The 25,349-nt window shown below is 65.8% G+C and carries 19 protein-coding genes; 12 read left to right on the forward strand and 7 right to left on the reverse strand.

The annotated features are described in order from the left end of the window. Positions 1-9: 9 nt before the first annotated feature. The 4 genes from ACVZTU_RS06835 to ACVZTU_RS06850 all read left to right on the forward strand — a co-directional run bounded on the left by ACVZTU_RS06835 (position 10) and on the right by ACVZTU_RS06850 (position 5,592). Positions 10-1,293 carry an MFS transporter gene (locus tag ACVZTU_RS06835; RefSeq protein WP_482401624.1) on the forward strand — a complete coding sequence of 428 codons (1,284 nt, stop codon included), beginning with the start codon at positions 10-12 and terminating at the stop codon, positions 1,291-1,293. Between the two features lie 113 nt (positions 1,294-1,406). Next, positions 1,407-2,897 carry an MFS transporter gene (locus ACVZTU_RS06840; protein WP_482401625.1) on the forward strand — a complete coding sequence of 497 codons (1,491 nt, stop codon included), beginning with the start codon at positions 1,407-1,409 and terminating at the stop codon, positions 2,895-2,897. Between the two features lie 333 nt (positions 2,898-3,230). Further along, positions 3,231-4,748: an NCS1 family nucleobase:cation symporter-1 gene (locus ACVZTU_RS06845; protein WP_139469563.1), complete on the forward strand. Its 1,518-nt coding sequence runs from the start codon at positions 3,231-3,233 to the stop codon at positions 4,746-4,748. A gap of 13 nt (positions 4,749-4,761) precedes the next feature. Continuing rightward, on the forward strand, positions 4,762-5,592 hold the full coding sequence (locus tag ACVZTU_RS06850; RefSeq protein ID WP_139469562.1) for an aspartate/glutamate racemase family protein: 831 nt from the start codon (positions 4,762-4,764) through the stop codon (positions 5,590-5,592). Here the strand turns inward: ACVZTU_RS06850 and ACVZTU_RS06855 are convergent. Together ACVZTU_RS06855 and ACVZTU_RS06860 are read right to left on the reverse strand one after the other, a co-directional pair. Further along, on the reverse strand, positions 5,478-6,257 hold the full coding sequence (locus tag ACVZTU_RS06855; protein ID WP_139469561.1) for a GntR family transcriptional regulator: 780 nt from the start codon (positions 6,255-6,257) through the stop codon (positions 5,478-5,480). The two genes, ACVZTU_RS06850 and ACVZTU_RS06855, sit on opposite strands and share 115 nt — an antisense overlap. Positions 6,258-6,270: 13 nt before the next feature. Beyond that, the gene (locus ACVZTU_RS06860; RefSeq protein ID WP_420095897.1) at positions 6,271-7,944 is read right to left on the reverse strand and encodes a DUF885 domain-containing protein; all 1,674 of its coding nucleotides are present in this window, start codon (positions 7,942-7,944) and stop codon (positions 6,271-6,273) included. Positions 7,945-8,062: 118 nt separating this feature from the next. Here ACVZTU_RS06860 and ACVZTU_RS06865 point away from each other — a divergent pair, with 118 nt between their 5' ends. The 3 genes from ACVZTU_RS06865 to ACVZTU_RS06875 all read left to right on the forward strand — a co-directional run bounded on the left by ACVZTU_RS06865 (position 8,063) and on the right by ACVZTU_RS06875 (position 10,923). Further along, positions 8,063-9,259, forward strand: coding sequence for an MFS transporter (locus tag ACVZTU_RS06865; RefSeq protein WP_482401626.1), 1,197 nt, complete (start codon positions 8,063-8,065; stop codon positions 9,257-9,259). A 110-nt stretch (positions 9,260-9,369) separates the two neighbouring features. Then, positions 9,370-10,167, forward strand: coding sequence for a nitrilase-related carbon-nitrogen hydrolase (locus ACVZTU_RS06870; RefSeq protein ID WP_482401627.1), 798 nt, complete (start codon positions 9,370-9,372; stop codon positions 10,165-10,167). A 60-nt stretch (positions 10,168-10,227) separates the two neighbouring features. Then, positions 10,228-10,923 carry a TetR/AcrR family transcriptional regulator gene (locus tag ACVZTU_RS06875; RefSeq protein ID WP_482401628.1) on the forward strand — a complete coding sequence of 232 codons (696 nt, stop codon included), beginning with the start codon at positions 10,228-10,230 and terminating at the stop codon, positions 10,921-10,923. 46 nt (positions 10,924-10,969) lie between these two features. On the opposite strand, the gene ACVZTU_RS06880 is transcribed toward ACVZTU_RS06875, so the two are convergent. Together ACVZTU_RS06880 and ACVZTU_RS06885 are read right to left on the reverse strand one after the other, a co-directional pair. Further along, positions 10,970-11,350: a hypothetical protein gene (locus ACVZTU_RS06880; protein WP_253903675.1), complete on the reverse strand. Its 381-nt coding sequence runs from the start codon at positions 11,348-11,350 to the stop codon at positions 10,970-10,972. Beyond that, positions 11,347-12,927: an acyl-CoA carboxylase subunit beta gene (locus tag ACVZTU_RS06885; protein WP_139470250.1), complete on the reverse strand. Its 1,581-nt coding sequence runs from the start codon at positions 12,925-12,927 to the stop codon at positions 11,347-11,349. Before ACVZTU_RS06885 ends, ACVZTU_RS06880 begins: the two co-directional genes overlap by 4 nt. Before the next feature lie 67 nt (positions 12,928-12,994). Here ACVZTU_RS06885 and ACVZTU_RS06890 point away from each other — a divergent pair, with 67 nt between their 5' ends. Together ACVZTU_RS06890 and ACVZTU_RS06895 are read left to right on the forward strand one after the other, a co-directional pair. Continuing rightward, a complete protein-coding gene (locus tag ACVZTU_RS06890) occupies positions 12,995-13,867 on the forward strand; it encodes a biotin--[acetyl-CoA-carboxylase] ligase (protein WP_482401629.1) in 873 nt (290 codons plus the stop codon). After that, positions 13,867-15,564, forward strand: a complete 1,698-nt coding sequence (locus tag ACVZTU_RS06895) for an adenylate/guanylate cyclase domain-containing protein (protein WP_482401630.1) — start codon at positions 13,867-13,869, stop codon at positions 15,562-15,564. Before ACVZTU_RS06890 ends, ACVZTU_RS06895 begins: the two co-directional genes overlap by 1 nt. Positions 15,565-15,700: 136 nt before the next feature. On the opposite strand, the gene ACVZTU_RS06900 is transcribed toward ACVZTU_RS06895, so the two are convergent. The 3 genes from ACVZTU_RS06900 to ACVZTU_RS06910 form a co-directional block, all read right to left on the reverse strand. Continuing rightward, on the reverse strand, positions 15,701-18,457 hold the full coding sequence (locus ACVZTU_RS06900) for a DNA gyrase/topoisomerase IV subunit A (protein ID WP_139470256.1): 2,757 nt from the start codon (positions 18,455-18,457) through the stop codon (positions 15,701-15,703). 147 nt (positions 18,458-18,604) lie between these two features. Then, complete coding sequence (locus tag ACVZTU_RS06905; RefSeq protein ID WP_139470258.1) at positions 18,605-19,159, reverse strand: TetR/AcrR family transcriptional regulator; 555 nt, start codon at positions 19,157-19,159, stop codon at positions 18,605-18,607. A gap of 277 nt (positions 19,160-19,436) precedes the next feature. Beyond that, a complete protein-coding gene (locus ACVZTU_RS06910; RefSeq protein ID WP_482401631.1) occupies positions 19,437-22,109 on the reverse strand; it encodes a bifunctional acetate--CoA ligase family protein/GNAT family N-acetyltransferase in 2,673 nt (890 codons plus the stop codon). 80 nt (positions 22,110-22,189) lie between these two features. Here ACVZTU_RS06910 and ACVZTU_RS06915 point away from each other — a divergent pair, with 80 nt between their 5' ends. From ACVZTU_RS06915 to ACVZTU_RS06925, 3 genes are all read left to right on the forward strand, one after another. Further along, positions 22,190-22,777, forward strand: coding sequence for a DUF5998 family protein (locus ACVZTU_RS06915; RefSeq protein ID WP_101546592.1), 588 nt, complete (start codon positions 22,190-22,192; stop codon positions 22,775-22,777). 80 nt (positions 22,778-22,857) lie between these two features. Next, positions 22,858-23,967, forward strand: a complete 1,110-nt coding sequence (locus tag ACVZTU_RS06920) for an alkaline phosphatase family protein (protein ID WP_229663886.1) — start codon at positions 22,858-22,860, stop codon at positions 23,965-23,967. Positions 23,968-24,020: 53 nt separating this feature from the next. Then, on the forward strand, positions 24,021-25,292 hold the full coding sequence (locus ACVZTU_RS06925; RefSeq protein ID WP_482401632.1) for a methyltransferase: 1,272 nt from the start codon (positions 24,021-24,023) through the stop codon (positions 25,290-25,292). The last annotated feature ends 57 nt before the right edge of the window (positions 25,293-25,349 follow it).

The following is a 25,349-nucleotide window of genomic DNA, read 5'->3' on the forward strand; positions in this document are numbered from 1 at the left end:
AGACCGCGAATGAGTGCATCGACTCCGCTGACCACCACTGATGATTCGGGCGATCGCGGATACCGGCGCAGAGCTCTCGTCGCCGCGGCTGTCGGCTACGGACTCGACGGCTTCGACCTCCTCATTCTCAGCTTCGCCCTGTCGGGCATCATCGCCTCATTCGGGCTCAGCGACGTCGCAGCCGGGTCCCTGTCGACGATCACTCTGCTCGGTGCCGTGGTCGGCGGAATCGTCTTCGGTGCCCTCGCTGACCGTCACGGCCGGGTACGGGTGCTCACCTGGACGGTCCTCATCTTCGCGGTGTTCACCGGACTGTCGGCGCTGGCACAGGGGTATTGGGATCTCGCGGCCTACCGGTTCATCGCCGGAATCGGAATCGGCGGTGAGTTCGGCATCGGCATGGCCCTGGCCGCCGAGGCGGTGCGTGCCGACCAGCGAGCGCGGGCCACATCATGGGTGGGAGTGGGGTTCCAGCTCGGCGTATTCGCCGCAGCCGTCGTCTCGGCTCCCGTCATCGCCCTGTGGGGTTGGCGGGCACTGTTCGTCATCGGACTCGTTCCCGCTGTCTTCGCTTTCGTCATCCGTCGCGGAGTCGAGGAGCCGGAGACCTTCGTCCGGGCCCGGGAACACGAGGAGGCGGAGGCCGAAGTCGCCCGTGGGAACCTCGATACGGACGGAGTGCCGACCTCCTTCGGTGCGAAGATCGCCGCGCTGTTCAAGGATCGGGAGACGGTGAAGATCACCCTGGCCCTGACGATTCTCACCAGCGTGCAGAACTTCGGCTACTTCGGCATCATCACCTGGCTGCCGAACTACCTGTCCGAGCAGATGGATCTGGGAGTCACCAAGGGTTCGCTGTGGACAGCGGTGACGGTCATGGGAATGCTTGCCGGGATCCTCATCTTCGGCCAGGTCGCCGACCGCCTCGGTCGACGTCCCGCCTTCTGGATCTTCCAGGCCGGAGCCATCGTCACCATCCTCGCCTACAGCCAGCTCACCGATCCGAGTGCTCTGCTGGCCGGCGGATTCTTCATGGGCGCCTTCGCCAACGGAATGCTGGGAGGCCATGGGGCGCTGCTTGCCGAGCTCTATCCCACGGCGATCAGGGCGACGGCGCAGAACGTCATCTTCAACATCGGCCGTGCCATCGGGGGGCTGGCACCGGTCGTCATCGCCCTTCTCGCAGGGCATCTCGGCTTCGGCTTCGCTCTGGCGCTGCTGCCGATCATCTACCTCATCCAATTCCTCGCTATGTTCCTCATTCCGGAGCGCCGCGGCCACCGCCTCGACTGAGCTGTGAGTGCGGGTGCAGCGTTCCTGGGTGCGCTGTGCCTGCACCGGCGTTCGTGACGAACTGTGACGGCAGGTGACAGCGCGTGGCCGCCGCGACACCATACTTGTCGACTGTGACTTCGACAGATCCCGCCGCGAACTCGGCACAGACACCCTCCGCGGCCGCTCAGAACAGGCAGGCCGGAACGCAGACTCCGCGCATTGTCTCCTCGGCGGCCGATATCCATTCGATCCTCGCTGAATTCGGCTCTCAGGGGACGAAGACGACGGCGGTGATCATCCTCGCGCTCGGCGGGATCTTCATGGACGCCTATGACTTCTCCTCCCTGGCCTTCGGCATCACCGCCATTCAGGAGCAGTTCGGTCTCAACGGTTTCATGACCGGACTCGTCAACGCCTCGATCATGGTCGGTGCCGTCATCGGCGCCCTCTTCGGCGGATACCTCGTCGACCGGTTCGGGCGGTACCGACTCTTCATGGCCGATATGGTCTTCTTCGTGGTCGCAGCCATCGGCTGCGCCGTGGCACCGAACGAATGGGTCCTCATCGCCTTCCGCTTCGTCATGGGCATCGGCGTCGGTCTCGACCTGCCGGTGGCGATGGCCTTCCTCGCCGAATTCTCCAAGCTCAAAGGCAAGGGGAACCGCTCGCAGCGGGTCAACGCCTGGTCGCCGGCCTGGTACTTCGCCACCGGTATGGGCTACGTCATCGTGCTCATCATCTTCATCATCCTGCCCTACGATCAACATGCCATTCTGTGGCGCATCGTTGTCGGCTTCGGTGCCGTGCCCGCGCTCATCGTCCTCCTCGTTCGTCGCCGCTACCTTGCCGAATCACCCGAATGGCTGGCCAACCAGGGTGATCTGCGCGGCGCCGTCGAAGTCATGCGCAGCCATCACAACCTCAATGTCGAACTCGCTCCCGAGGGGGAACGCGAGACCGCGAACGCCTCGGACAGTTCGGCCAAGGGCGGGCGGTGGGCCGGGTTCGCCGAACTCTTCTCCCCGCGCTACCGGGTCCGGACGATCGTCGCTCTCTGCGTCTCCGTGTTCTCGACGTTCGGCTACAACGCCGTCGCCTACGGCACCCCGCTCATCATCACCACGCTCTTCCACCAGACTCCGCTGATCACGATCATCGCCTCACTGGTCATCAATCTGGGCTTCGGCACGCTCGGGGGACTCCTGGGCATGAGCATCGTCAACCGCTTCGGGACCCGGAGGATCACCCTGTTCGGATTCGTGATCCAAGCCCTGGCGCTGGGAACGCTGGCGATCGTGGGCATCCCGAACGGGGCTCTCGTCCTCGTCGCGGTGGCCATGCTCGCTGCGTTCGTCTTCGCTCAGGCCGGGGGACCGGGAGCGAACCTCATGAACTATGCGACCCTGTCGTATCCGACCCGTCTGCGCGGAATCGGCATCGGTTTCAACCAGTCGGTCCTGCGTGCCTTCTCGATCGTCTCACTCATCATGTTCCCGATCCTTGCGGCCTCGCTGGGCACCGGTGTGTTCTGGATCGTCGCCTGCGCACCGTTGGCGGGTGCGATCGCCGTCGGCATCGTCGCCTGGGATCCGACGGCCAAGGACGTCGAGCACGAAGACTGAGGCCCGCGACCGGCGGTGACTGCCCAGAGCAGTGCACTGCGCGTATGACGAGGCGGAGCGGCCACGACCAGCGGGAACGGTCAAGTTGATCATGAATGGTATGCCATCGATTGAAATGCTCGTTCGGCCGTTCCCCGGCCGCGTCCCCGAGCGACCCGGATGCGGTTGCGAGTCGCATATCTAAGGCTGCAGCGAAATCGCCCGGCCTGACTCATTGCCAGTGGGGTGTGAGCTGGGTTACTCTGAATCGGTCAGATGAACGGTGTCACAGAGCTGTGTTTACTTTTTTGGTATCCCAGTTTGGGCGCTGACCGGATCCAAGGAGTTGACTGCATGAGGAAGACCGAATCGGCGGAGGCACCAGTGCCCACACGCCTGGGGCCCAGCCCCGAACAGTTGGCGGCTCATCGCATCAGTCCGCGCTTCTACAATGCCGATCTCGCCCCATCCCGCAAGGAGGGGCGCAGTTGGACGGCCTACAGCGTCTTCACCCTGTGGGCCAACGACGTGCACTCTCTGGGCAACTACGGCTTCGCACTCGGACTCTTCGCACTCGGCCTCGGGGCCTGGCAGATCCTCGTCGCCCTCCTCGTCGGTGCAGCCCTGCTGTTCTTCCTGCTCACCCTCTCCGGTTTCATGGGCTACAAGACAGGCGTGCCCTATCCCGTGATGAGCCGGATCTCCTTCGGCATCCACGGGGCCCAGCTGGCCGCCTCGGTGCGGGGCATCGTCGCCATCGCCTGGTTCGGCATCCAGACCTACCTGGCCTCGAGCGTCCTCAACGTCATGCTGCTGACGATGTTCCCCGGACTGCAGTCATGGGCCGATGCCGAATTCCTCGGACTCTCCGGGCTCGGCTGGTTCTCCTTCACCCTGCTGTGGGTCATCCAAGTCATCATCGTCAGCTACGGGATGGAGATGATCCGCCGCTACGAAGCCATCGCCGGACCGATCATCCTCGTGACCTTCCTCGCCCTGGCCGTCTGGATGCTCATCCGCGTCGACTTCTCCATCGCGTGGTCGACCGACGACGCGCTCAGCGGCTGGGAGATGTGGGCGCACATCTTCGGCGGAGGCGCATTATGGGTGTCCATCTACGGCACCTTCGTGCTCAACTTCTCCGACTTCACGAGGGCCGCGAAGAAGCGCGGCTCGATCGTCGTCGGCAACTTCTGGGGCATCCCGGTGAACATGCTCGTCTTCGGACTCGTCGTCATCTCGCTGGCCGGCGCCCAGTACAAGATCGACGGCACCGTCATCACCTCACCGGCCGATATCGTCCAGTCGATCGGCAGTCCTGTCCTGCTCGTGCTGGCTTCCCTGTCTCTTCTCCTGCTCACCGTCGCAGTCAACCTCATGGCGAACTTCGTCGCCCCGACCTATGCGCTGACGAACCTGTTCCCGCGCCACCTGAACTTCCGCAGCGCCGCCATCATCTCAGCCGTCATCGGCTTCGTCATCCTGCCCTGGAATCTGTATGACTCACCGGTGGTCATCGTCTACTTCCTCGGCGGACTCGGTGCCCTGCTCGGACCCCTGTTCGGCGTGATCATGGTCGACTACTGGGTGGTGCGCAGAACGAAGGTCAATGTGCCTCAGCTCTACACCGAAGCCGGCGACGGTGAGTACTTCTACCACCGCGGAGTCAACTGGCGAGCCATCGGAGCCTTCATCCCCGCCTCGGCGATCTCACTGGTCTTCGCACTCGTGCCCGCGTTCTCCGGCATCTCCGAGTTCTCCTGGTTCTCCGGGGCCGCGATCGCCGCGCTCATCTACTTCGTCATCGCCCGCCGCGACTTCACCTTCCGTGAGGTCGACGGTGAGGAGATCGCCGTCCCGACCCATCACTGATCGGAGCCGAATCGTGAGAATCCTCGTCGTCAACGTCAATACGACCGAGTCCATGACCGAGGGCATCGCCCGCGTGGCACGGCAGGCCGCCTCGGCGGGAACCGAGATCATCGGTCTGACCCCCGAATTCGGAGCCGAATCCTGCGAAGGCAACGTCGAAAGCCATCTCGCGGCGCTCGGCGTCATGGACGCCGTCCTGAAATATCCCGGCGAATTCGACGCCGTGATCCAGGCCGGGTACGGAGAGCACGGCCGCGAGGGCCTGCAGGAGCTGTTGGATGTGCCCGTCGTCGACATCACCGAGGCGGGGGCGGCCCTGGCGATGTTCCTCGGCCGCCGCTATTCCGTCGTCACCACGCTCGACCGGACCCTCCCGCTCATCGAGGACAGACTGCTGCTGGCCGGTCTCGACTCCCACTGCGTGTCCGTGCGGGCATCGGGAATGGCCGTGCTCGAGCTCGAAGAGAATCCGCAGGCTGCGATCGAGGCGATCACCGATCAGGCCGCCGAGGCGGTCGACCGTGACCGTGCCGAGGTCATCGTGCTCGGCTGCGGTGGGATGGCCGAGCTCGGGGCGACGATCACGGAACGCTGTGCCGTGCCCGTCGTCGACGGGGTCGCTGCCGCCGTGCGCGTGGCCGAATCACTCGTCGGACTGGGGCTGAGCACGTCGAAGGTGCGCACCTATGCGCCCGCCCGTGAGAAGAAGCTCAGCGGCTGGCCGCTCGGTCAGTCGACGTCGGCCGGATCCGCTGCGGCAGGCTCTGCATCCTCTGCGGCCGGGACCGCGACGGACTCGGCCGCAGCAGGTTCGGCGGGATCGGCGGCGGCAGGTTCGGCCTGAGCTTCTTCGGGTCCGGTCTCGGCCAACCGCTTCGAATGCTTGTCGTGCTGCTCCTGACTCGTTCCCAGATGACGACCGGCCAGCGACCCGGCCAGCGTCTGATCCCGGCGGGCGATGGCGTCGAAGAGCTCGGCATGCTCGGTGGCGACGACGGCAAGGTCATCATGCTGACTCAGCTGCCACCGCATCCGTGAATCCAGCAGGGCACCGATCTCGCCGAGGAGCTCATTGCCCGAGAGCTCGGTGACGATGGCGTGGAATTCCGCGGCACAGCGATGGGCACCGGCGACGTCCCCGGCATCGGCGAGCTCTCGGCCCTTGAGCATCGTGGCCTCCAGTCGGGCCAGGCCCTCGCGGGTATGGCGCTGAGCGGCGAGTTCGAACGAGAGGACGTCGAAGACCGTGCGCACCTCGTTGAGGTCGGCGATGTCGCTGGGGGAGAACTCCCTGACCGTCGACCAGGTGTTGGGCCGGTTCGTCACCAGCCCTTCCGAGGCGAGCTTCTTCAGCGCCTCGCGGATGGGCACCCGTGAGACGCCGAGCTCGGTGGCGAGGTTGCGTTCGACGAGCCGTGAACCCGGTCGACGGTGGCCTTCGATGATCTCATTGCGCAGCGCCTCGGTGACCCGCATGGTCTCCGACTGGGGACTCTCGGCAGACTTCATCCGGTCCCTCACCTCACTGTGAGCGCTTCATGGCACGGCCCAGAGTATCGAGCCCGACCGAGCCGAGACCCAGCGCCCGGGTGTGGAAGTCCTTGAGATCGAAATCGGCACCCGCCGCAGCCTTCGCCTCGTCACGGTACTGCTCCCACAGTCTCTGACCGATCTTGTAGCTCGGTGCCTGCCCGGGCCAGCCGAGGTAGCGGTCGAGCTCGAAGGCCAGGAACGACCGGTCCATGGCCACATTGTCGGTGAGGAACTGCCACGCCTTCTCCCGGTTCCAGATCCCGCCGCCGAGGCTCTCAGGTGCCTCGAGGCCGAGGTGGAAGCCGATGTCGAGGACGACACGGGCGGCACGCAGCCGCTGCGAATCGAGCATGCCGAGATAGTCGCCGGGATCGTCGAGGAACCCGAGATCGGCCATGAGCTTCTCCGCGTACAGCGCCCACCCCTCACCGTGGCCGGATACCCAGCACATGAGGCGGCGCCAGCGGTTGAGGGTGTCGGAGACGTAGGTGGCCTGACCGACTTGGAGATGGTGGCCGGGCACACCCTCGTGGTAGACGGTGGTCTTCTCCTGCCAGGTGGCGAAGTCCGTGACGCCTTCGGGCACCGACCACCACATGCGGCCGGGTCGGGAGAAATCGTCGGTCGGGCCGGTGTAGTAGATGCCGCCGGTGGCCGAAGGCGCGATCATGCACTCGATCGTGCGCACGGGTTCGGGAATGTCGAAATGGGACTTGCCGAGTTCGCGGATCGCCTCATCGGCCACACCCTGCATCCAGTCCCGCAGCGCCTCGGTGCCGTGCAGGGTCCGCTGCGGGTCGTTGTTGAGAGCGTCCATGACCTCGAACAGGTCGGCGCCAGGCATGATCTTCTCTGCTACTTCTCGCTGTTCGGCGTCGATGCGCTCGAGTTCTTCGAGGCCCCATGCATAGGTTTCATCGAAGTCCACTTCGGCGCCGAGGAAGTCGCGGGAATACAGCGCGTATGCTTCGCGACCGCACGCTTCGTCGTCACCGGCGGCGGGCAGCACCTGTTCGCCGAGGAATTCGGCCAGGTCCGAGGCGGACTTGCGGGCCGCCTCGGCGTGGGTGTCGAGATCCGAACGCAGAGCGTCGGGAACATCGGCACCGGCGACGAGACGATCGAAGTTGCTGCCGGGCTCGGCCAGGGCGCGGGCCTGTTCGACGACCTTCTCGACCTGGATACGGGCGGCGACGCGACCGTTGTCACGCGCCATCGCCAGGGACTCCTGGTATCCGGCCAGCGAGCCGGGCACGGCAGCCAGGGTGGTCGAAATCGTCTCCCAATCGGCCACGGTATCCGTGGGCATGAGGTCGAAGGCGTCGCGGACCTGCTGCAGCGGCGATTCGATGACATTGAGGCTGGCGTGCTTGATTCCGGCGGCGAAGTAGTCCCGGTCGACGCCGAGGCGATCACGCATCGCATCGATGGTCACGAGGTCGACATCGTCGAGGTCGGAAGAGTCCGCGACATCATCGAGGCGAGCCAGCGTCCGCACGGTGACGTCATTGAGCGCGGAGAGTCCGGCCGGCGAGAAGTCGTCGAAGCCCTGTGCACCGTCGAGTCCGAGGTAGAGGGCGAGAGAGGGGGAGAGGGCGAGCATGTCATCGACGTAGTCTTCAGCGACCGCATCGACGGCGGAGGAGGTTCTCTTCACAGTCATGATGACCACCCTATCGCGAGCTGGGTCACATCCGCGGTGGACCGGACCACGCAATCGTCGCGAACCCGCTAATGTGTCACTGTTCCCCGCAGGCAGCAGAAAGTGAGACCGATCTCCAGTGGCACGAGCGAAGCTGTGGACGAAGGACTTCATCGTCGGAATCGGGCTCAACCTCTCGATGTCGATGGTCTTCTACCTGCTCATGACGTCGATGGCCGGGTACGCGGTGGCGCGGTTCTCCGCCGGCGAGGCCGCAGCCGGCTTCGCCTCCTCATCGTTCGTCGTCGGTGCCGTGGTCGCTCGCGTGCTCACCGGGAAGTATCTCGACTTCATCGGGCGGCGCAAACTGCTCATCATCACCATGGCGGTCTCCGTGCTCGCCTCACTGGCCTATATCTTCGCCGGCGACCTCACTCTGCTCCTGACGCTGCGCATCGTCCACGGAATCGCCTTCGGCGCCGGAAACACGGCGATCATGACGGCCATCCAGAGCATCATCCCGGCCTCCCGCCGGGGAGAGGGCACCGGATACTTCGGCACGGCGACGACTCTGTCGACGGCGCTCGGACCGTACCTCGGCGTCATTCTGCCCCGCGAGTTCGACTTCGTCATGCTCTTCGTCGCCTCGGCGTTCATGTCCGTCCTCGCCCTCATCTGCTGTTTCCTCATCCGGCTGCCCGTGCAGGAGATCAGCGACTATCAGCGGCGCACGAAATGGCATCTCAAACTCGGCACCCTCGTCGATCGGGACGGGCTGCGGATCGGCTCGGTCATGCTTCTGGCCGGCACCGCCTACGCGGCGGCGCTGGTGTTCCTCGCCGGCTATGCGGCCGAACACGGCGTCGCCTCCGCCGCGTCCCTGTTCTTCGTGGCCTTCGCTGTGGCCTCCCTGTTCGCCCGTCTGTTCGTGGGACGGCTGCAGGACACCTTCGGCGACAATGCGGTGATCTTCCCCGTCTTCATCGCCGATATCGCCGGCAATGTCCTGCTGGCGCTGTGGCCGACGATGACGGGGATCGTCCTCGCCGGAGTGCTCATCGGCCTCGGCTTCGGCTCCCTCATGCCGTGCATGCAGGCAATCACCGTCAAATCCGTGCCGATGAGCCGCGTTCCCGTGGCCACGGCGTCGTTCTTCCTCCTCCTCGACGCAGGGTCCGGCATCGGCCCGGTCGTCCTCGGATTCCTCTACCCGTTCACCGGCGGAAACGGAATGTTCTTGGTCTGTGCCGGGCTCGTCGTGGTCGCCATCGGCGTGTACGTGTGGGTGCACGGACGTCGCCGAGGCGGTCGCCCCGGCCGCGAATACCTCACCTGATCCCGCTAATTGCTACCTGACGGGGGCCCAGCAACCTCGCGCCAGGTTGCTGGGCCCCCGTCAGGTAGCAATTGGGGAGATAGGGTGGAGGGAACGACTGGAGGATGAGAATGAAGTTCGCGCTCGCTCAGATCAACACCACCACCGAGGTGGCCGACAACCTTGAGAAGGTCCGTTCCTATTCCCGCCGGGCCGCCGCGGCAGGCGCACGGTTCGTCGTCTTCCCCGAAGCGACGATGTCGGCGTTCGGATCCGGCCTGCGCACCATCGCCGAGGAGCACTCCGAGTCGTGGCGGGCCGCGCTGAGCGAGCTCGCCGCCGAGACCGGAATCACCGTCGTCGTCGGCGAATTCGCGGCCACGGACGACAAGGTCATCAACCTGCTCGCCGTCTATTCCCCTGACGGCCGGCGCAGCGACTATGCGAAGATCCACCTCTACGACGCCTTCGGATTCAAGGAGTCCGACACCGTCGAGGCGGGAGAGGCGCCGGTGCTCTTCACCATCGACGGCGAGGACATCGGCCTGGCTCTGTGCTACGACATCCGGTTCCCGAAGCTCTTCGCCGAACTCAGTCGGCGGGGCGCACGCCTGACCGTCGTCGCCGCCTCCTGGGGTGCGGGACCGCGCAAGGCCGAACAGTGGGAGATCCTCGCCCGCGCCCGTGCCCTGGACTCGAATATGTTCATCGCCGCCCTCGGCCAAGCCGATCCCGAAGTGACCGGCGTCCCGGTTCCGAAGAAGGGGCCGACCGGGGTCGGCCACAGTCTGGTCTCCGACCCTCTCGGGAAGGTGCTGAACTCACTCGACGGTGCCGAACGACTCGAGATCGTCGAGATCGACCTCAGCGCCGCCGATACCGCAGCGGAGACGGTTCCGGTGCTCACGAACGCGAAACTCGGGTACTGAGCTCGAGACGGGCGCTCAACGCATTTCCGGTGAAAATGCAGCGACTGCAATACTGTTCCCATGAGTTCTGGTTCAGAGGTCCAAACGTCACCGCCGGTCGAGGGACTGCGCGAACGCAAGAAGCGTGAACGCGGGCAGGCTCTTCGCCGTGCCGCCATCGACCTGGCCCTGGAGAAGGGCTATCACAACGTCACCGTCGAAGACATCTGTGAGCGCTGCGGAGTCTCCCGACGAACCTTCTTCAACTACTACTCATCGAAGGACGAGGCGCTGCTCGGTCGCGCGGACACCGTCTTCGACGAAGAGGACCAACCGGCCATCGAGGAATTCGAAGCCGGTGGACCTCATGGTCGTCTCGTCGCCGACCTCGAACATCTGCTCGCATTCATCGTCGCCACTCGGATGGAGAAGCGCGACGATATGCACCAGTACCATCTCATGCTGAAAAAGGACCCGTCGCTGATACCGCTGCAGATGTCGCGGATGGGCAACAACGAACGGCTCTTCCGGCAGATCATCCAACGCCGACTCGACGGGACCTCCTCGGCGCCGGTGGACGTCATGGGGGCTCACTCCGGTGACTATGCCGACGACGATATCGAAGTCTCCCCGCGAGCCGAAGCCGTCGCCGCCTTGGCGATGATGGCGCTCAAGGCGACGTTCACCCGGATGCGACGAGTCGACGGAGAACCGGGACCAGTGATCGACAGACTCTTCGACGAACTGCGTGCGCTCTTCCGCGAAGAAGCCGACTAGAGAAACAGCAGACGGGAGTCCGTCGAGGGCCGGGTCCGGCGGGGCCTCAGCGACCCAGGTGCTGGTCCCAGGTCTGGGGGAGGCGCTTGCGCACATTGCGGCGTGGAGCCCGGAAACCCGCCCGATCGCCCTTGCGGGTTTCGGACTCGGCCTCCGCGCTGGCCTGCTGGGCCGCATAGGCGATCGCCACCTGACGGATCGCCACGACCGCGGCCACAGCCGCCGCACTGGCCATCTCGTCGCTGATCGGTTCGCCATCATCGGCGCGCACCTGTGAGCGTCCCTCCACGGAGGGCACCCGCAGCGCCCCGTCTGAGGCTGTGGCCGCGCCCTCCTCGGCGGCCGCGTCCTCGCCGGGGCCGGTCACCTCGGCGTCGACTTCGCCGGGCAGGTCCGCCTCGGCGTCGGTCTGCAGATCATCGCTCATAGGGGGATGTTACCGTGCTTGCGCGCGGGAGCGTCGACGTGCTTGTTCTTCAGCGCACGCAGGGAACGCACGATCCGGCTGCGGGTCTCGCTCGGCTTGATGACGGCGTCGATGTAGCCTTCCTCGGCGGCCAGGTACGGGTTGAGCAGCGCATCCTCGTAGTCCTGGATGAGTTCGGCACGCGCCGCTTCGACGTCCTCTCCGGCCTCTTCGACGGCCTTGAGCTTACGGCGATAGACGATGTTCGCCGCACCCTGGGCACCCATGACCGCGATCTGCGCGCTCGGCCAGGCGAGATTGATATCGGCACCGAGCTGCTTCGACCCCATCACGCAGTACGCGCCGCCGTAGGCCTTGCGGGTGATGAGGGTGACGAGCGGAACGGTGGCCTCGCCGTAGGCGTAGATGAGCTTGGCGCCGCGGCGGATGATGCCGCCGTACTCCTGGTCGGTGCCCGGCAGGAACCCGGGCACATCGACGAAGGTGAGGATCGGCAGGTTGAAGGCATCGCAGAGGCGCACGAAGCGTGCGGCCTTCTCCGAGGCGTCGATGTCGAGGGTGCCGGCCAGCTGCATGGGCTGGTTGGCGATGACGCCGACGCTCACACCTTCGACGCGGCCGAAGCCGGTGACGACGTTCGGAGCGAAGAGCTCGGAGACCTGCAGGAAATCGCCGTCGTCGAGGATCGTGGTGACGACGTCGAGGATGTCGTAGGGCTGCGAAGGCGAATCCGGCATGAGCGTATCCAGCGCCTCGTCCTCGGGAGTCACCGACAGATCGGACTCGAACTCGTCGGCATCGGCCGGGTCGAGGTTGTTCTGCGGCAGGAACGAAAGCAGATCGCGCACATAGTTGAGCGCATCGTCCTCATCCGAGGCCAGGTAGTGCGCGTTTCCGGACACGGTGTTGTTCGTCCGTCCGCCGCCGAGCTCCTCATGGCCGACGGACTCTCCCGTGACGGTCTTGATGACGTCGGGGCCGGTGATGTACATGTGGCTGATCTGATCGACCATGATCGTGACGTCGGTCAGTGCGGGGGAGTACACGGCGCCGCCGGCCGAAGGACCCATGATGAGCGAGATCTGGGGGATCACTCCCGACGAGGCGACATTGAGGCGGAAGATCTCGGCGAACAGCGCAATCGATCCGACGCCCTCCTGGATCCGGGCGCCTCCCGAGTCGTTGATGCCGATGATCGGGCAGCCGAGCTTGAGAGCGAGCTTCTGCACCTTGACGATCTTGCGGCCGTTGGCTTCGGCGAGGGATCCGCCGAGGACGGTGAAGTCGTGAGCGAAAACCGCGACGGTCTTGCCTTCGATCGTGCCCAATCCGCAGACGACTCCGTCACCGTCGGGGCGGTTGTCCTGCATCCCGAACTGGTGATTGTGATGGCGGGCGAATTCGTCGATCTCCTGGAAGGAGTCGGCGTCGAGGAGAGCGTCGATGCGTTCACGGGCGGTCTGTTTGCCGCGCTTGTGCTGGTTGTCCACCGAGCGCTGATTGCCCGTGTGGGCTGCTTCTCGGCGCTGGGTGAATGCGTCGATGCGCTCGGCTGTGGTCCGTGGGGTATCCGTCATGTCTCCACAATAACGATGACGTGAGACTTCGTTGTGCACTCTCACCAAAAGAATCTAGAGTGGTCTGGTGAACAGCCAACACAATTCCCTCCTCGTCGACGTCGACTCAGTGCGCCGCACCGCTGCGGACCGAGGTCTCTCGCTCCCGCCGCTGATCTGGGACGATAGCTGCACGTCGACGAATGACGAACTTGCGCGAGTGGTCCGGGAAGGAGCCGACGCCGGTTCGCCCGTGGCCGAATTCACCATCCGCGGCACCGACTTCCAGAACGCCGGACACGGCCGACTGGGCCGGACCTGGACGGTGCCCGCCCGCCGGTCGCTGACGTGGTCGATTCTGCTCACACCCCCGGCCGGGTTCTCCCAATGGGGATGGATCCCGCTCATCGCCGGTGAGGCCGTGCACTCCGCCGTCACCGAGGCGGGAGTGCCCGCCGCGATCAAATGGCCCAACGACGTGCTCACCGCCGAGGGCAGGAAGCTGTGCGGGATCCTCGCACGCGTCGAATCCCTGGCCGGCGGACCGCAGATCGTGTTGGGGATGGGGCTGAACACCCGGTTGGAGCCTGCTGATCTGCCGCGCGAAGACGCGAGCTCAATAGCGATCGAAACCGGAATCGACGGTTCAGAAATTGATCATGAAGCATTGCTAGTCTCGATTCTCGGCACACTGATCCCCTGCTACAGAGAGCTGATCGACTATGGAGATGAGGATTTCCGCGACAGCCGCACAGCGCGGAGAGTGCGTGATCATATGGTGACGCTCGGGTCGCGGGTTCGGGTGGAGAAGCCTGACGGTTCCGACATCATCGGCACCGCCACGGGGCTGGACGCAGGAGCCGACCTCATCATCGACGATCAGGTGTGCTTAAGCGCCGGAGACGTCCACCATCTGCGTCCGGCCGCGGCCCCGACCGCTGCGGAGAGGAGCCAAGACTGATGGCGGTTTCGGACTTCACCGCCGGATTCGACATCGTCGAACCGGAACGGCTGGGCACACCCGAGGTCGGAGAAGCCGCAGGCACCTCCGCAGAGACTCGGCCGGCCGACGCCGGCACCCAGTCGCACAGCGACGCGCCCCGGTCCGCCGACGCATCGCAGCCGACCGCTCAGTCCCAGTCCGATGCCGTACCCCGGACGGAGTCGGATAGCCGGTCCGCCCCCGATTCTTCGCCGAGCCCGGAGCCGAAGGACGACGGTGAGACCTCGTCGACCGCCGAGGCGGACGATCGTTCCCCGGACACCCTCCCCGAGGAGACGGCCGAGTCGAGTGCGGGCGATCCCTATGATGACGTCGACGGCGATGACGAGCCTGTCGGCGGCCTGACGGGGTCCGCTCCTCAGGCAGGAGAGGTCGGCGCGCAGCTCGCCGACGAGGTCACGGCTGATCCTGGCGCACCCCCCGCGGATGCTGCCGACGCGGATGCGGATGCGGCCGACCCGGACATCGACGTCGATGAGGACTTTTTCAGCGGACTGCGTGAGGATCCGCGCACCACAGCGCTGCCGATCATCGACGAGGACGACGCCGACGGAGCTCTCGACGCGGACGGTCCCGACTTCGACGACACGATCTATGAGACCCGAACCGCGGCCGAACGACTCGAAGAGATCCTGCTCGACGGCAAGCGCGTCCTCGACCGACGGGAGGCCGCGAAACTCGGCGGGATCTCCACGGTCTCGGCCCGGAAGATGTGGCGGGCCCTCGGCATGTCCCAGGCGAAGCCGACGGATAAGGCCTACACCGTCAGCGATGCGCACGCCCTGCGGATCTGGGCCAAGCCCGTCGCCGACGGTCTCATCGACCAGACCACCGCGCTGTCCCTGGCCAGGGCGATCGGCCAGACGACGGACCGCCTCGTCGTCTGGCAGATGGAGACCCTTGTCGAATTCCTCACCGAGGAGAAGGGACTGACCGACCCGGAAGCACGCCGGGATGCCCTGGCCGTCGTCGAAGAGATGATCGACCCGCTGCAAAAGATGCTCACCTACTCCTGGCGGCGCAACCTCGCCGACGTCATGGGCCGTCTCAACGTCAATGTCTCCGACGGGCTGGCCATGGACAACAGGCAGGGCTGGTACGACTCCTCGATGCCGTTGGCCCGCGCCGTCGGATTCATCGATCTCGTCTCCTTCACCCGCCTGTCGCAGAAGATGGAGCCACGGCAGCTGGCGGACATGGTCCAGGAGTTCCAGGGCATGGCCTACAACATCGTCGCCACCGGCGGCGGACGGGTCATCAAGACCGTCGGCGATGAAGTGTTCTTCGCCGCGTCGACCCCTCTGGCCGGGGCCGAGATCGCCATGACGCTGATGGAGCGCGTGACCGCCGCCGAGGACCTGCCCCAGGCGCGCGTCGGCTTCGTCTGGGGACGGGTGCTCTCCCGCCTCGGCGATATCTTCGGCTCCAGCGTCAACCTCGCCGCCCGCCTGACGGCCGTGGCCGATCCCGGGACGATCTTCACCGACGAGGAGACCGCACGAGTGCTCTCGGCCTCGGACGACTACGTCTTCGAACCGCGCGATTCGATTTCGCTGCATGGACTCGGCGAGACCGCCATCGGTGAGATGAAGCGCGGCACGGCAGCCAAGATGCGCCTCGACCTCGACGACGATCCCGAGAACTCAGACCAGTGAGCGGCTGCAACGGCCGCTGACAGCACAGGCGGCAGACAGCTGAGCCCAGCACCGGGGTGCTGGGCTCAGCTGCTGAAACGGCCGACGGGCCGAGTGGTTCGCCAGAGCAGGGCTCTCCGTCAGGGCCGGTCCGAGCTCAGAACAGGGCGGAGTCGTCGTCCTCGTCGTCATCGTCATGAGAGACGATCACGGCGCCTTCGGTGTCGAACTTCGACCGCGCGATCTCGTCCTTGGCCTCATCGAGGTCGAGATCGAGCTCATCGAAACTGGTCGCCAGTCCTTGCTGCCCCTGCTGCTCCTTGCGTGCTGATCGCTTTCCGCCGGACTTCGGCTTCTCTTCGCCGGTGCCGGATGCAGAATCAGCGTCAGCTTCGGCTGATGCCTCAGCCGATTCGTCGCCGTCGGCCGCCGGGGAACGGTCGGCGGATTCGGCACCGCCGAGGCGGGGCAGGGTGCCGATGACATCGATCTTCGATTCCAACGGCGATCCCGTCCCATCGCGACGGGACAGTTCGGCCGGAAGCGTGCGTGCACCGCCGGCGGTGGCAGCAGCCTGCGGAGAGTCGCCGACCCAGGCCAGTGACAGTTCGGTCTCGCCCTTGAGGAACTTGTGGGCGCGCACCCCGGAGGTGGCTCGCCCTTTGGTCGGGAACTCGGAGAATTCGCTGACCTTGATCGACGACGATGGGGCGCCGTAGAAGTTCTCACCGCTGGCGATCGTGACGACCGCGAAGCTGCCGAGCTCGGCATCCGCGGCACCGTCCTCGTCGGTCTTCGCCGCCTTCGGAGTCATTCCGAAGAAGATCACCTTCGCCTCGGCGGCCACCTTGATTCCGGCCACACCCGAGGCGTTCCAGCCCTGTGCACGCAGACCGGAGGCGTCGAAGGCGAGCAGCTGAGCATTCGAGGTCACGAATACGGAGAGGGAATCGTCGATGTCCTCGGGTTGGGCGACCCCGACGACGGAGTCCTTTCCCTTGAGGGTGATGGCTTCCCACTCGTTCTTGTTCGGCCGACCGGCCACCGACACGCGTTTGACGACGCCGTCGGCGGTGCCGAGGACGAATTCCCGGTCGAGGTCGATCAGACCGATGATCTTCTCGTTCTTCTCCAGCGCCGCATATTCGGCGATCTTCACACCGCCGGCGACATTGGGCCGTGCCGCGGCCGGCGGCAGGGCGGGCAGATCGACGACGTCGACCATGTGCAGTCGACCGGTGGTGGTGATGGCGCCGACCTTGCCCTGAGTGGTGGTGACGATCTCCGAGACCAGCGCATCATGGCTGGAGCGGCGACCCTCACGTGCCAGCGGAGCGGCATCCGAGGTGCGCGCAATGCGTCCGGAGGTCGACAGCAGCACCCGGCAGGGAGAATCGGCGATCTTGAGGTTCGTCGGAGCCTTTTTGCCCTTGGCCGTCAGCTCCTTCATCGAGCCTTCGATGAGGACGGTGCGTCGCGGAGAGCCGATGACCTCGGCCGTGGACTCCAGTTCCGAGGCGACGAGTTCCCGCAGCTTCGCCTCATCGGCGAGCAGCGATTCGAGGTAGTCGATCGTCTTCTTCAGCTCGTCGCGTTCGGCCTCGAGTTCGAGACGCGAGAACTTCGTGAGCCGACGCAGCTGCAGATCGAGGATGTAGGTCGCCTGCAGCTCGGAGAGCTCGAAGACGTCCATGAGGCGGGTGCGGGCCGTGGCCGCATCGTCCGAGGAGCGGATGAGCTGGATGACCTCATCGATGTCGAGGATCGCAATGAGCAGACCTTCGACGAGGTGGAGCCGGTCCTTGGCCTTGCGCAGCTGGAAGACCGTGCGCCTGCGCACCACGTCGATGCGATGGGAGAGGTAGACCATGAGCAGCTCGCGCAGTCCCAGGGTCCGCGGCTGTCCCTCGACGAGGCAGACGTTGTTGATGCTGAACGATTCCTCGAGGGGAGTCTGGCGGTAGAGCTCGGCCAGCACCGCCTCGGGGTTGAAGCCGTTCTTCACGCCGATGACCAGACGCATGCCGTTCTTGCGATCCGAATAGTCATCGATCGAGGCGATTCCGGACAGCTTCTTCGCCCCGACCGCGTCCTTGACCTTCGACACGACCTTCTCCGGTCCCACGAGGTAGGGCAGTTCGGTGACGACGATTCCCTTGCGGCGGGCACTGATGTTCTCGATGGACACGGTGGCGCGGGTGCGGAAGGTGCCGCGACCGGTCTCATAGGCCTCGCGCACTCCGTCGAGGCCGATGATCCGTCCGCCGGTGGGCAGATCCGGGCCGGGGATGTAGCGCATGAGCTCCGAGAGTCCGGCATCGGGATTGCGGATGAGGTGGGCGCAGGCGGCGATGACTTCGCCGGGATTGTGCGGGGCCATGTTCGTGGCCATGCCGACGGCGATGCCCGAGGCGCCGTTGATGAGCAGATTCGGGAAGGCGCTGGGCAGGACCTCGGGCTGGGTGAGTGTGTTGTCGTAGTTCGGCACGAAGTCGACGACGTCTTCGTCGAGCCCGGCGATCATGTGCATCGACGCGGTCGTCAGTCGAGCCTCGGTGTAGCGCGGGGCAGCGGGACCATCGTCGAGGGAGCCGAAGTTGCCGTGGCCGTCGACCAGGGGCACACGCATGATGAAGCCCTGGCTGAGGCGCACGAGGGCGTCGTAGATCGCGGTGTCGCCGTGCGGGTGGAGCTTGCCCATGACATCGCCGACGATGCGCGAGGACTTCACGTGTCCGCGGTCGGGGCGCAGCCCCATGTCGCCCATCTGGTAGACGATGCGCCGTTGGACGGGTTTGAGGCCGTCCCTGGCGTCGGGCAGTGCGCGGGAGTGGATGACCGAGACCGCATATTCGAGGAACGAACTCTCCATCTCTGAGGAGACGTCGACTTCGATGACTCTGCCTTCGGGCATGGAACTCCTTTGACGCACGAACTGTTCGATTCGAACACCCGCCCGCGCCGAGGCTTGACCTCAGCGGGGGAGGGCACCCGTCGATTCTAGCGTTCGATTTGCGAACTCCTGCTCAATCGGGCGTTCCCGGAGGGGTCGTGTCGGAGCTCAGGCATCGTCGCGGCCGCTGCGCAGCCACTGGAAGAACTCCTTGAGGTATGCCTCGACATGCGAGCGCTCAGCCGTGCCGGCGACGAGTTCGCTGACCATCATGCCCGCGACCGAGCTGTTGACCCGTTGCGCGTATTCGGCGTCGATGCCGGCGAAGCGCATGATGAATTCCCTGATCGCGCGGAGGTTCTTCTCCTTGGCGATCACTGCCTCAGGCGGCAGAGCCGGATCCAGGCTGAGCATCATCATCGTGTAGAACCGGTTGCGGTCCGTGGTCAGCCAGTTCATGCAGAAGTCGATGGCGACCTCGATCGGGTCAGCGCCAGGAGCACGTACCAGCTCCGGCAGGCGTTCGAGCTGCTGGGAGTTGAGCTCTCCGATGCGTTCCATGATTCCGGTGATCAGGGCATCGCGGGTGCGGTAGACATTCGAAGTCGACCCCACCGGCAGTTCGGCCAGTGCATCGACTGCCCGATGGGTGAGTCCGCGGACTCCTTGTTCGGCGACTACGGCGATCGCGGAGTCGGTGACGACGTCTCTGCGCGAAATCATGACTGTGAGGCCTCGCTCTCATGGGACACCTGCTGAACGCGGGCGCCTGGGACGGTGGATGACCAGTGACTGGCCACAGACAATGGCCGCCGGAGCGGCCATTCATTAAAACACGAATTCATAACATTTCGTGGTGAACGGATACAGACACTACCCGTCAAGTCTGCGAATTGGTATAGGACGCGCCAATATGCCGCTGTGACAGTGAAATTCGAAGACGGCCTGCGGCGGGTGTGGATTCTCCTTTCAGCTGGGCGGGCGTCTGCTCCGATCCGTCTCAGCTCAGCAGTCGACGGGTGCTGTCGATCCGAGTCGGGTCGGGCAGGAGGTCGACGTGGGCGCTGAGCACATGCGACTCGGTCTCTGTGGCGACCATCGGGTGGATGACGAGCTCGAGGATCTGCGGATGGTTCTCCACCAGCACAGCGAGCCTCTCCAGCACATTGCGCAGCGGTTCGATGTTCATCGGCGGCAGACCGCGATAGCCGAACAGCCGCGGGGAGGCCTTGATCGACCGGATCATGTCCCCGGCCTCCTTGTCGGTGATCGGGGCGACCCGATGAGCGACATCGCCGAGCAGCTCCGTGGTGTCCCCGGCCAAAGAGAACGCCAGCAGCGGACCGAGCAGCGGATCCTCACCGGCGCGGACGACGCAGGGGACACCATGCGGGGCCATAGCTTGGACGTCGACGAGCGGCTCATCCTCACCGGCCAGCTGCCGGATGGTCTCCTGGATCGCGGTGAAATCCTCGGCGAGCTCCTCTGGGGTGTCGATGTTCAGGCGCACACCGCCGAGCTCCATCCGGTGCCGCAGCACCGTGGTCACGGCCTTGAGGGCGACCGGATACCCGATCTTCTCAGCCGCGGCGATTCCTTCGTCCACCGAGGAGGCCGTGACGTAGGGAAGCACCTCGATTCCGTAGGCGCTGAGCAGGTCGCGGGCGTCGTCGCGTTCGAGCCTGACGGGGGAGCCCGGCTGTGCCCCCTCCAGGGCTGCGTCGATGATCGTCCGCACCTTCTTGTCATCGATGTCGTCGAGCTCGGTGTAGCGCCCGTGGTCGGCGGCCCTCCACCGGGCATAGTCCGTGGCCCTGGCCAGAGCCCACACAGCATCTTCGGGACCGATATAGCTGGGGACGGTGTGGGAGACCCGGCTGCCGGCCTCATCGGTGAGGTACGTGGTCAGTTCGTCTTGGACACCGTGGATGCCGAGGAAGCAGGCGACCGTGGTCTTCCCCGAGCGTGCGGCCGACTCGGACAGCAGGCCGGCGATCTCCGTCTCCTCCGCACCGGCCGACGGGGTGAAGGTGACGATGACCGAGTCGACGTCGTCGCGGGCATACATCGCATCGAGTTCGGTCCGGAAAGTCTCCGCATCGACCTCGGGGTGCAGGGACACGGGCTCGGTGTCGACGCGCAGACCTTCGGAACGGGCGCGCTGCATGATCAGGGTGCTCATCGCCGCGGAGTTGCCGATGACCCCGACCCGGCGGCCCGCCGGCAGCTTCTGGGTCGAGAACACCTGGGTGAGGTCGAAGAGCTGGTGGATCGTATCCGCGCGGATCACTCCCGCCTGCTCGAGCACCTGGTCGAGGGTGTTCGGCGCCAGGGAAGAGGTACGCACGATATGCCCGGGCGGCAGCTCCCGCCCCGTGAGGTCGGACTTGATGACGACGACGGGTTTTACGCGCGAGACTCGACGGGCGATGCGCGAGAACTTGCGCGGGTTGCCGATGGATTCGAGGTAGAGACCGACGGTCTGCGTGGCCGGATCCTCCTCCCAATACTGGAGGAGGTCATTGCCGGAAAGGTCGGCGCGGTTGCCTGCGGAGACGAAGGTGGAGATGCCCAGTCCGCGGGTCTTCGCCGCCGCGAGCAGGGCGGTGCCCAGCGCCCCGGACTGACTGAAGAGCCCGAGCGTTCCGGAAGCCGGGAGGAACGGGGCCAGAGAGGCGTTGAGCGAGATGTCGGCGGCCTCGTTGACCAATCCGAAGGAGTTCGGCCCGACCACGCGCATTCCGTAGGCGCGGGAGGTTGCGACCATGCGGCGCTGGAGTTCGGCCCCCTCGGGACCGGTCTCGGCGAATCCGGAGGAGATGACGAGCACGGCTTTGACCCCGTGCACGGCACAGTCCTTGACCACCTCGGTGACGGACTCGGCGGGCACGGCGATGACCGCGAGGTCGGCCTTGCCCGGCAGATCGGCGAGGCTCGGATAGGCCTGGACGCCGGCGATCTGATCGGCTTCGGGGTGGACGACCCACAGGTCGCCGGTGAACTTCGCGGCCGTGATGTTGCGGATGAGCAGATGTCCGGTGGAGTTGCGTTTGCGGCTGGCGCCGATCACCGCCACCGAGGCGGGGTGGAGGACCGTGCGCACGCTCAGGGCCTCGGCCCTGTGTTCCCTGGAGGCCTGCACTTCGATGGACCGTGCCGTGGGATCGATGTCGAACTTCACGGCCACGACACCGTCATCGAAACCGCGGGAGACCTCGTAGCCGGCGGCCTGGAAGACCTGCAGCATCGACCGGTTCTGGGGAAGCACCTCGGCGGTGAATCGCTGGATCCCCGATTCGCGCGCGGCCGCGGCCAGATGCTCCAGCAGGATCGAACCGACCCCGCGACCCTGGTGGGCGTCGGCGATGTTGAACGCCACCTCGGCGTCGGTGTCGGTGATCCGATCGAAGCGGCCGACGCCGATGATGTCGTCGCCGATGAGCATGATCAGCGCCACTCGGTCGTGGTGGTCGACGTTGACGAAGCGGTCGAGGTCGCGTTTGGGAAGCCGGGGCAGCGGAGCGAAGAAGCGCAGATAGACGGACTCCGGCGATTGGGCCTCGTGCATGCGGGCCAGAGCAGCGGAATCGTCAGGGGTGATCGGGCGAAGGTGGGCGGTGCCGCCGTCGCGGAGGACGACATCGGCTTCCCACCCGGCAGGATAGTCTTCCATGGTCCCAGCATATGCGTCGGGCGTCCTGATATGGCCGACCTCGCTGGGACAAGTCAGAGGAGTGGGGCACAATAGTGGGCATGGCATTACCCGAAGTTCTCGTTCACGATCTGCAGTCGGCCGGCTACTATCCCCAGCTCACTCAGGGCATCCTCGCCGACTCGCTCTACGACGAACCGGTCTTGGCCCACTTCGTCCACATCGACACACATGTCGACATCGAATCCATCCACCGGCATGTCACCGCCTTCGTCCTCACCGAGACCCGCCTCCTACTGGCTCACGTCGATGACGATCCGAACGCGGAACCCGGCGCCAAACCCCGCGCCGTCACGAGCAGCGAGGACATCGAACTCGATCGCCTGGGTACCGTGATGGTCGGCCGCACGTTCGCCGATCCGGCCGCCTACAAGCCCGGTGACAAGCCCGTCGAGGTTTCGCTGACCATGTCCTGGGGTGCGTCGAAGCGCATCGAGGCCTTCCCCGAGACCTGCGGAGATCCCAACTGCATGGGCGATCACGGATACGGCGGATCGATCTTCGCCGAGGATGTCATGCTCCGGGTCTCGGCCGAGGCCGAAGGGCAGGCCGCCGTCGACCGAATGGCCGACTTCGCCGGGAAGCTGCGCGCCGCAGTCTTCCACGCCCGGCTGCGGTCGCGCCGCTGATGAGCGAGGACTCGACGAGTCAAAGGCAGCAGGACCCATCCGGTGCTGAGCACCTGGGGCCCCCGGACTATGCGGGTCCCATGCTCTCCGATGTCGTTCCCGCCGCGGCGCTGAGCCTCGGTGCGGCCGACGCCCTCGATGCGCCGATGTCCGATCGTGCACGAACGCTCGGACTCGACCGGGAGTCCCGGGCGACGATCGTTGTGCTCATCGACGGTCTCGGGGAGCAGCAGCTGCGCCGCTACAGCGGATACACTCCCTTCTTCCGGTCGCAGGCCGGAACACGCCGTACCCTGTCCGCCGGATTCCCGTCGACGACGGCGAACTCTCTGTCGTCGTTGGCCACGGGCCGCCTGCCCGGCGCCCACGGCGTGGTCGGCTACCGCGTCCTCGACCCGGAGAAGGACGCGGTGTTCAACCAGCTGACGTGGAACCTCGACGTCGACCCCGTCGCCTGGGTCCCCGATGCGACGCTCTTCGAACGCCTCACCGATGCCGGAATCGATGTGGTCAGCCTCGGAGAGAAGAAGTTCGCCGGACGCGGCCTCAACCGGGCCTCGCTGCGCGGAGGCAGATTCCGGGACTCGAAGAGCCTGGAGGAGCGCTGTGCCCAGGCTCTCGCCGAGGCGAGGGCTCCGGGTCGCCGCCTCGTCTACCTCTATTGGGGCAATCTCGACAAGACCGGTCATGTGCACGGTGCGGACTCCGCCGCTTGGACAGAAGAACTCGAACGCGTCGATCTCGCCCTGTCCCGACTCGCCTCCGACCTGCCGCACGACGCGACCATGCTCATCACCGCCGACCACGGCATGGTCGACGTCGACCACGAACGTCGTTTCGACCTCGCTGAACTCCCTGAGCTCAAGGCCGGCCTGCGCCACGTCGGCGGAGAGCCGCGCGCACTGCATCTCTACGCTGCTGAGGGCGCGGAGGCGGACGTGCTCTCGGTCTGGCAGGAGACGCTCGACGACCGCGGGCTCATCCTGCCGAAGGCCTCGGCGATCGACCGCGGCTATTTCGGTCCAGTCGCCCCGCACGTCTATCCGCGGATCGGGGATTTCCTCGTCATCTGCACCGATGGCTTCGCCGTGGTCGATTCGGAAGTGGAATCCGCCTCGGCGCTGGCCCTCATCGGTCACCATGGTTCCACCACGGAGCAGGAGCTGGAGATCCCGCTGCTCGTCGTGTGAGCGGTGCCGACTGCAGCCGAGATGACTCACCACCGACCTTCTGGGAGCACCCGTTGACGACGATCCGCTGGACCGAGGACGGCATCGGCCGCACAGCCCACTGGCATTCTGAGAACGGGGCGCCGCCTCCCGCGACTGTGCAGATCATCGGAGACGAGACAACCGCCGACGAAGCCTGCCGATTGACACGCGCCGGAGTGGGACTGCTGTGGCGCGGAGACTTCCACAACGGCCGTCAACTCGTCCAGGCGATGAGCCGTCGGCTCAGAGGCGACCGCGGCGGAAACCGTGAAGGCACAGGGGGTCGACGTTCCGGCGGCCGTCGCGGCGGCCGGGGTCGATCCCGCGACAGACGGGGCAGAGACCGATTCGTGGGACCCGGGGACAGCGATGGCCCTGCTCTCGATCCCGCGCTGTCATTCTTCGCGGAACGTGACGCCATCGAGCAGCGGGCCCGGCTGCTCGGCAGAGTCGTCGTCGAGCTCGGCCCGGACTTCGACCTCGCCCTGCGCCGTGCCCCCGACGTCGCCGCCGCCTGCCGCGCCGCCTACGGCCCGGCCGACGGACCGGTCTGCGTGTCGCTCACCGAACTCGGCGGAGTGCTCAGCGCTTATGAATGGCAGCTGCGAGGAGTCGAGATCCCGGCTCTGGGCGATTCCGTCCATCCGCGCTACGGCGTCTTCTCGCCTGTGCGGGGAGAGTACCTCGATCTCGTCGCGCAGACGCCCCTGCCGTGGGGAAGGAACGTCGGTCCGGTTTCGACCGACACGGATTCCGCGCAGACGACCGGCACCGCATTCGACCTCGGAACGGGGACCGGAGTCCTCGCCGCGATCCTGCTGCGGCGCGGCGCTGCGACAGTGGTGGCCACCGACATCAACCCGCGCGCCGTCGCCTGCGCCAGTGAGAACCTCGACCGTCTCTGTCCTGGTGCCGATGTGAGCGTGATCGAGACCGACCTGTTTCCGCCCGGTCGTGCCGACCTCATCGTGTGCAATCCGCCGTGGCTGCCGGCCCAGCCGACCTCCGCACTCGAGATCGGCATCTACGATCCGGACTCCGCTGTCCTCCATCGCTTCGTCGAGAGGCTGACCGACCACCTCACCCCGGCTGGGGAGGGATGGCTGATCATCTCCGACCTCGCCGAACGATTGGGCCTCAGGCCCTCAGGTGAGCTCCGCGAACGCATCGAGGCGGCAGGACTGCGCGTGCTCGAACGCATCGACACGGTGCCCCGCCATCCCCGCGCCGCTGATACCGCCGACGCGCTCCACGCTGCCCGCAGCGCCGAAGTGACCTCACTGTGGCGACTGGGACTGAGATGAGCTGCCGACCGCTCGGCCGATCCACAATTTGACCGCAGTCGATCCGCGACCGGCGCG

Source organism: Brevibacterium sp. OS20, from assembly GCF_056837565.1.

Excerpts from the sequence above, each read along its gene's own strand:
- ACVZTU_RS06835 (WP_482401624.1), top strand. The coding sequence starts at position 10 with ATGAGTGCATCGACTCCGCTGACCACCACTGATGATTCGGGCGATCGC.
- ACVZTU_RS06845 (WP_139469563.1), top strand. The coding sequence starts at position 3,231 with ATGAGGAAGACCGAATCGGCGGAGGCACCAGTGCCCACACGCCTGGGG.
- ACVZTU_RS06855 (WP_139469561.1), bottom strand. The coding sequence starts at position 6,257 with ATGAAGTCTGCCGAGAGTCCCCAGTCGGAGACCATGCGGGTCACCGAG.
- ACVZTU_RS06860 (WP_420095897.1), bottom strand. The coding sequence starts at position 7,944 with ATGACTGTGAAGAGAACCTCCTCCGCCGTCGATGCGGTCGCTGAAGAC.
- ACVZTU_RS06870 (WP_482401627.1), top strand. The coding sequence starts at position 9,370 with ATGAAGTTCGCGCTCGCTCAGATCAACACCACCACCGAGGTGGCCGAC.
- ACVZTU_RS06875 (WP_482401628.1), top strand. The coding sequence starts at position 10,228 with ATGAGTTCTGGTTCAGAGGTCCAAACGTCACCGCCGGTCGAGGGACTG.
- ACVZTU_RS06880 (WP_253903675.1), bottom strand. The coding sequence starts at position 11,350 with ATGAGCGATGATCTGCAGACCGACGCCGAGGCGGACCTGCCCGGCGAA.
- ACVZTU_RS06885 (WP_139470250.1), bottom strand. The coding sequence starts at position 12,927 with ATGACGGATACCCCACGGACCACAGCCGAGCGCATCGACGCATTCACC.
- ACVZTU_RS06895 (WP_482401630.1), top strand. The coding sequence starts at position 13,867 with ATGGCGGTTTCGGACTTCACCGCCGGATTCGACATCGTCGAACCGGAA.
- ACVZTU_RS06900 (WP_139470256.1), bottom strand. The coding sequence starts at position 18,457 with ATGCCCGAAGGCAGAGTCATCGAAGTCGACGTCTCCTCAGAGATGGAG.
- ACVZTU_RS06905 (WP_139470258.1), bottom strand. The coding sequence starts at position 19,159 with ATGATTTCGCGCAGAGACGTCGTCACCGACTCCGCGATCGCCGTAGTC.
- ACVZTU_RS06910 (WP_482401631.1), bottom strand. The coding sequence starts at position 22,109 with ATGGAAGACTATCCTGCCGGGTGGGAAGCCGATGTCGTCCTCCGCGAC.
- ACVZTU_RS06915 (WP_101546592.1), top strand. The coding sequence starts at position 22,190 with ATGGCATTACCCGAAGTTCTCGTTCACGATCTGCAGTCGGCCGGCTAC.
- ACVZTU_RS06920 (WP_229663886.1), top strand. The coding sequence starts at position 22,858 with ATGCTCTCCGATGTCGTTCCCGCCGCGGCGCTGAGCCTCGGTGCGGCC.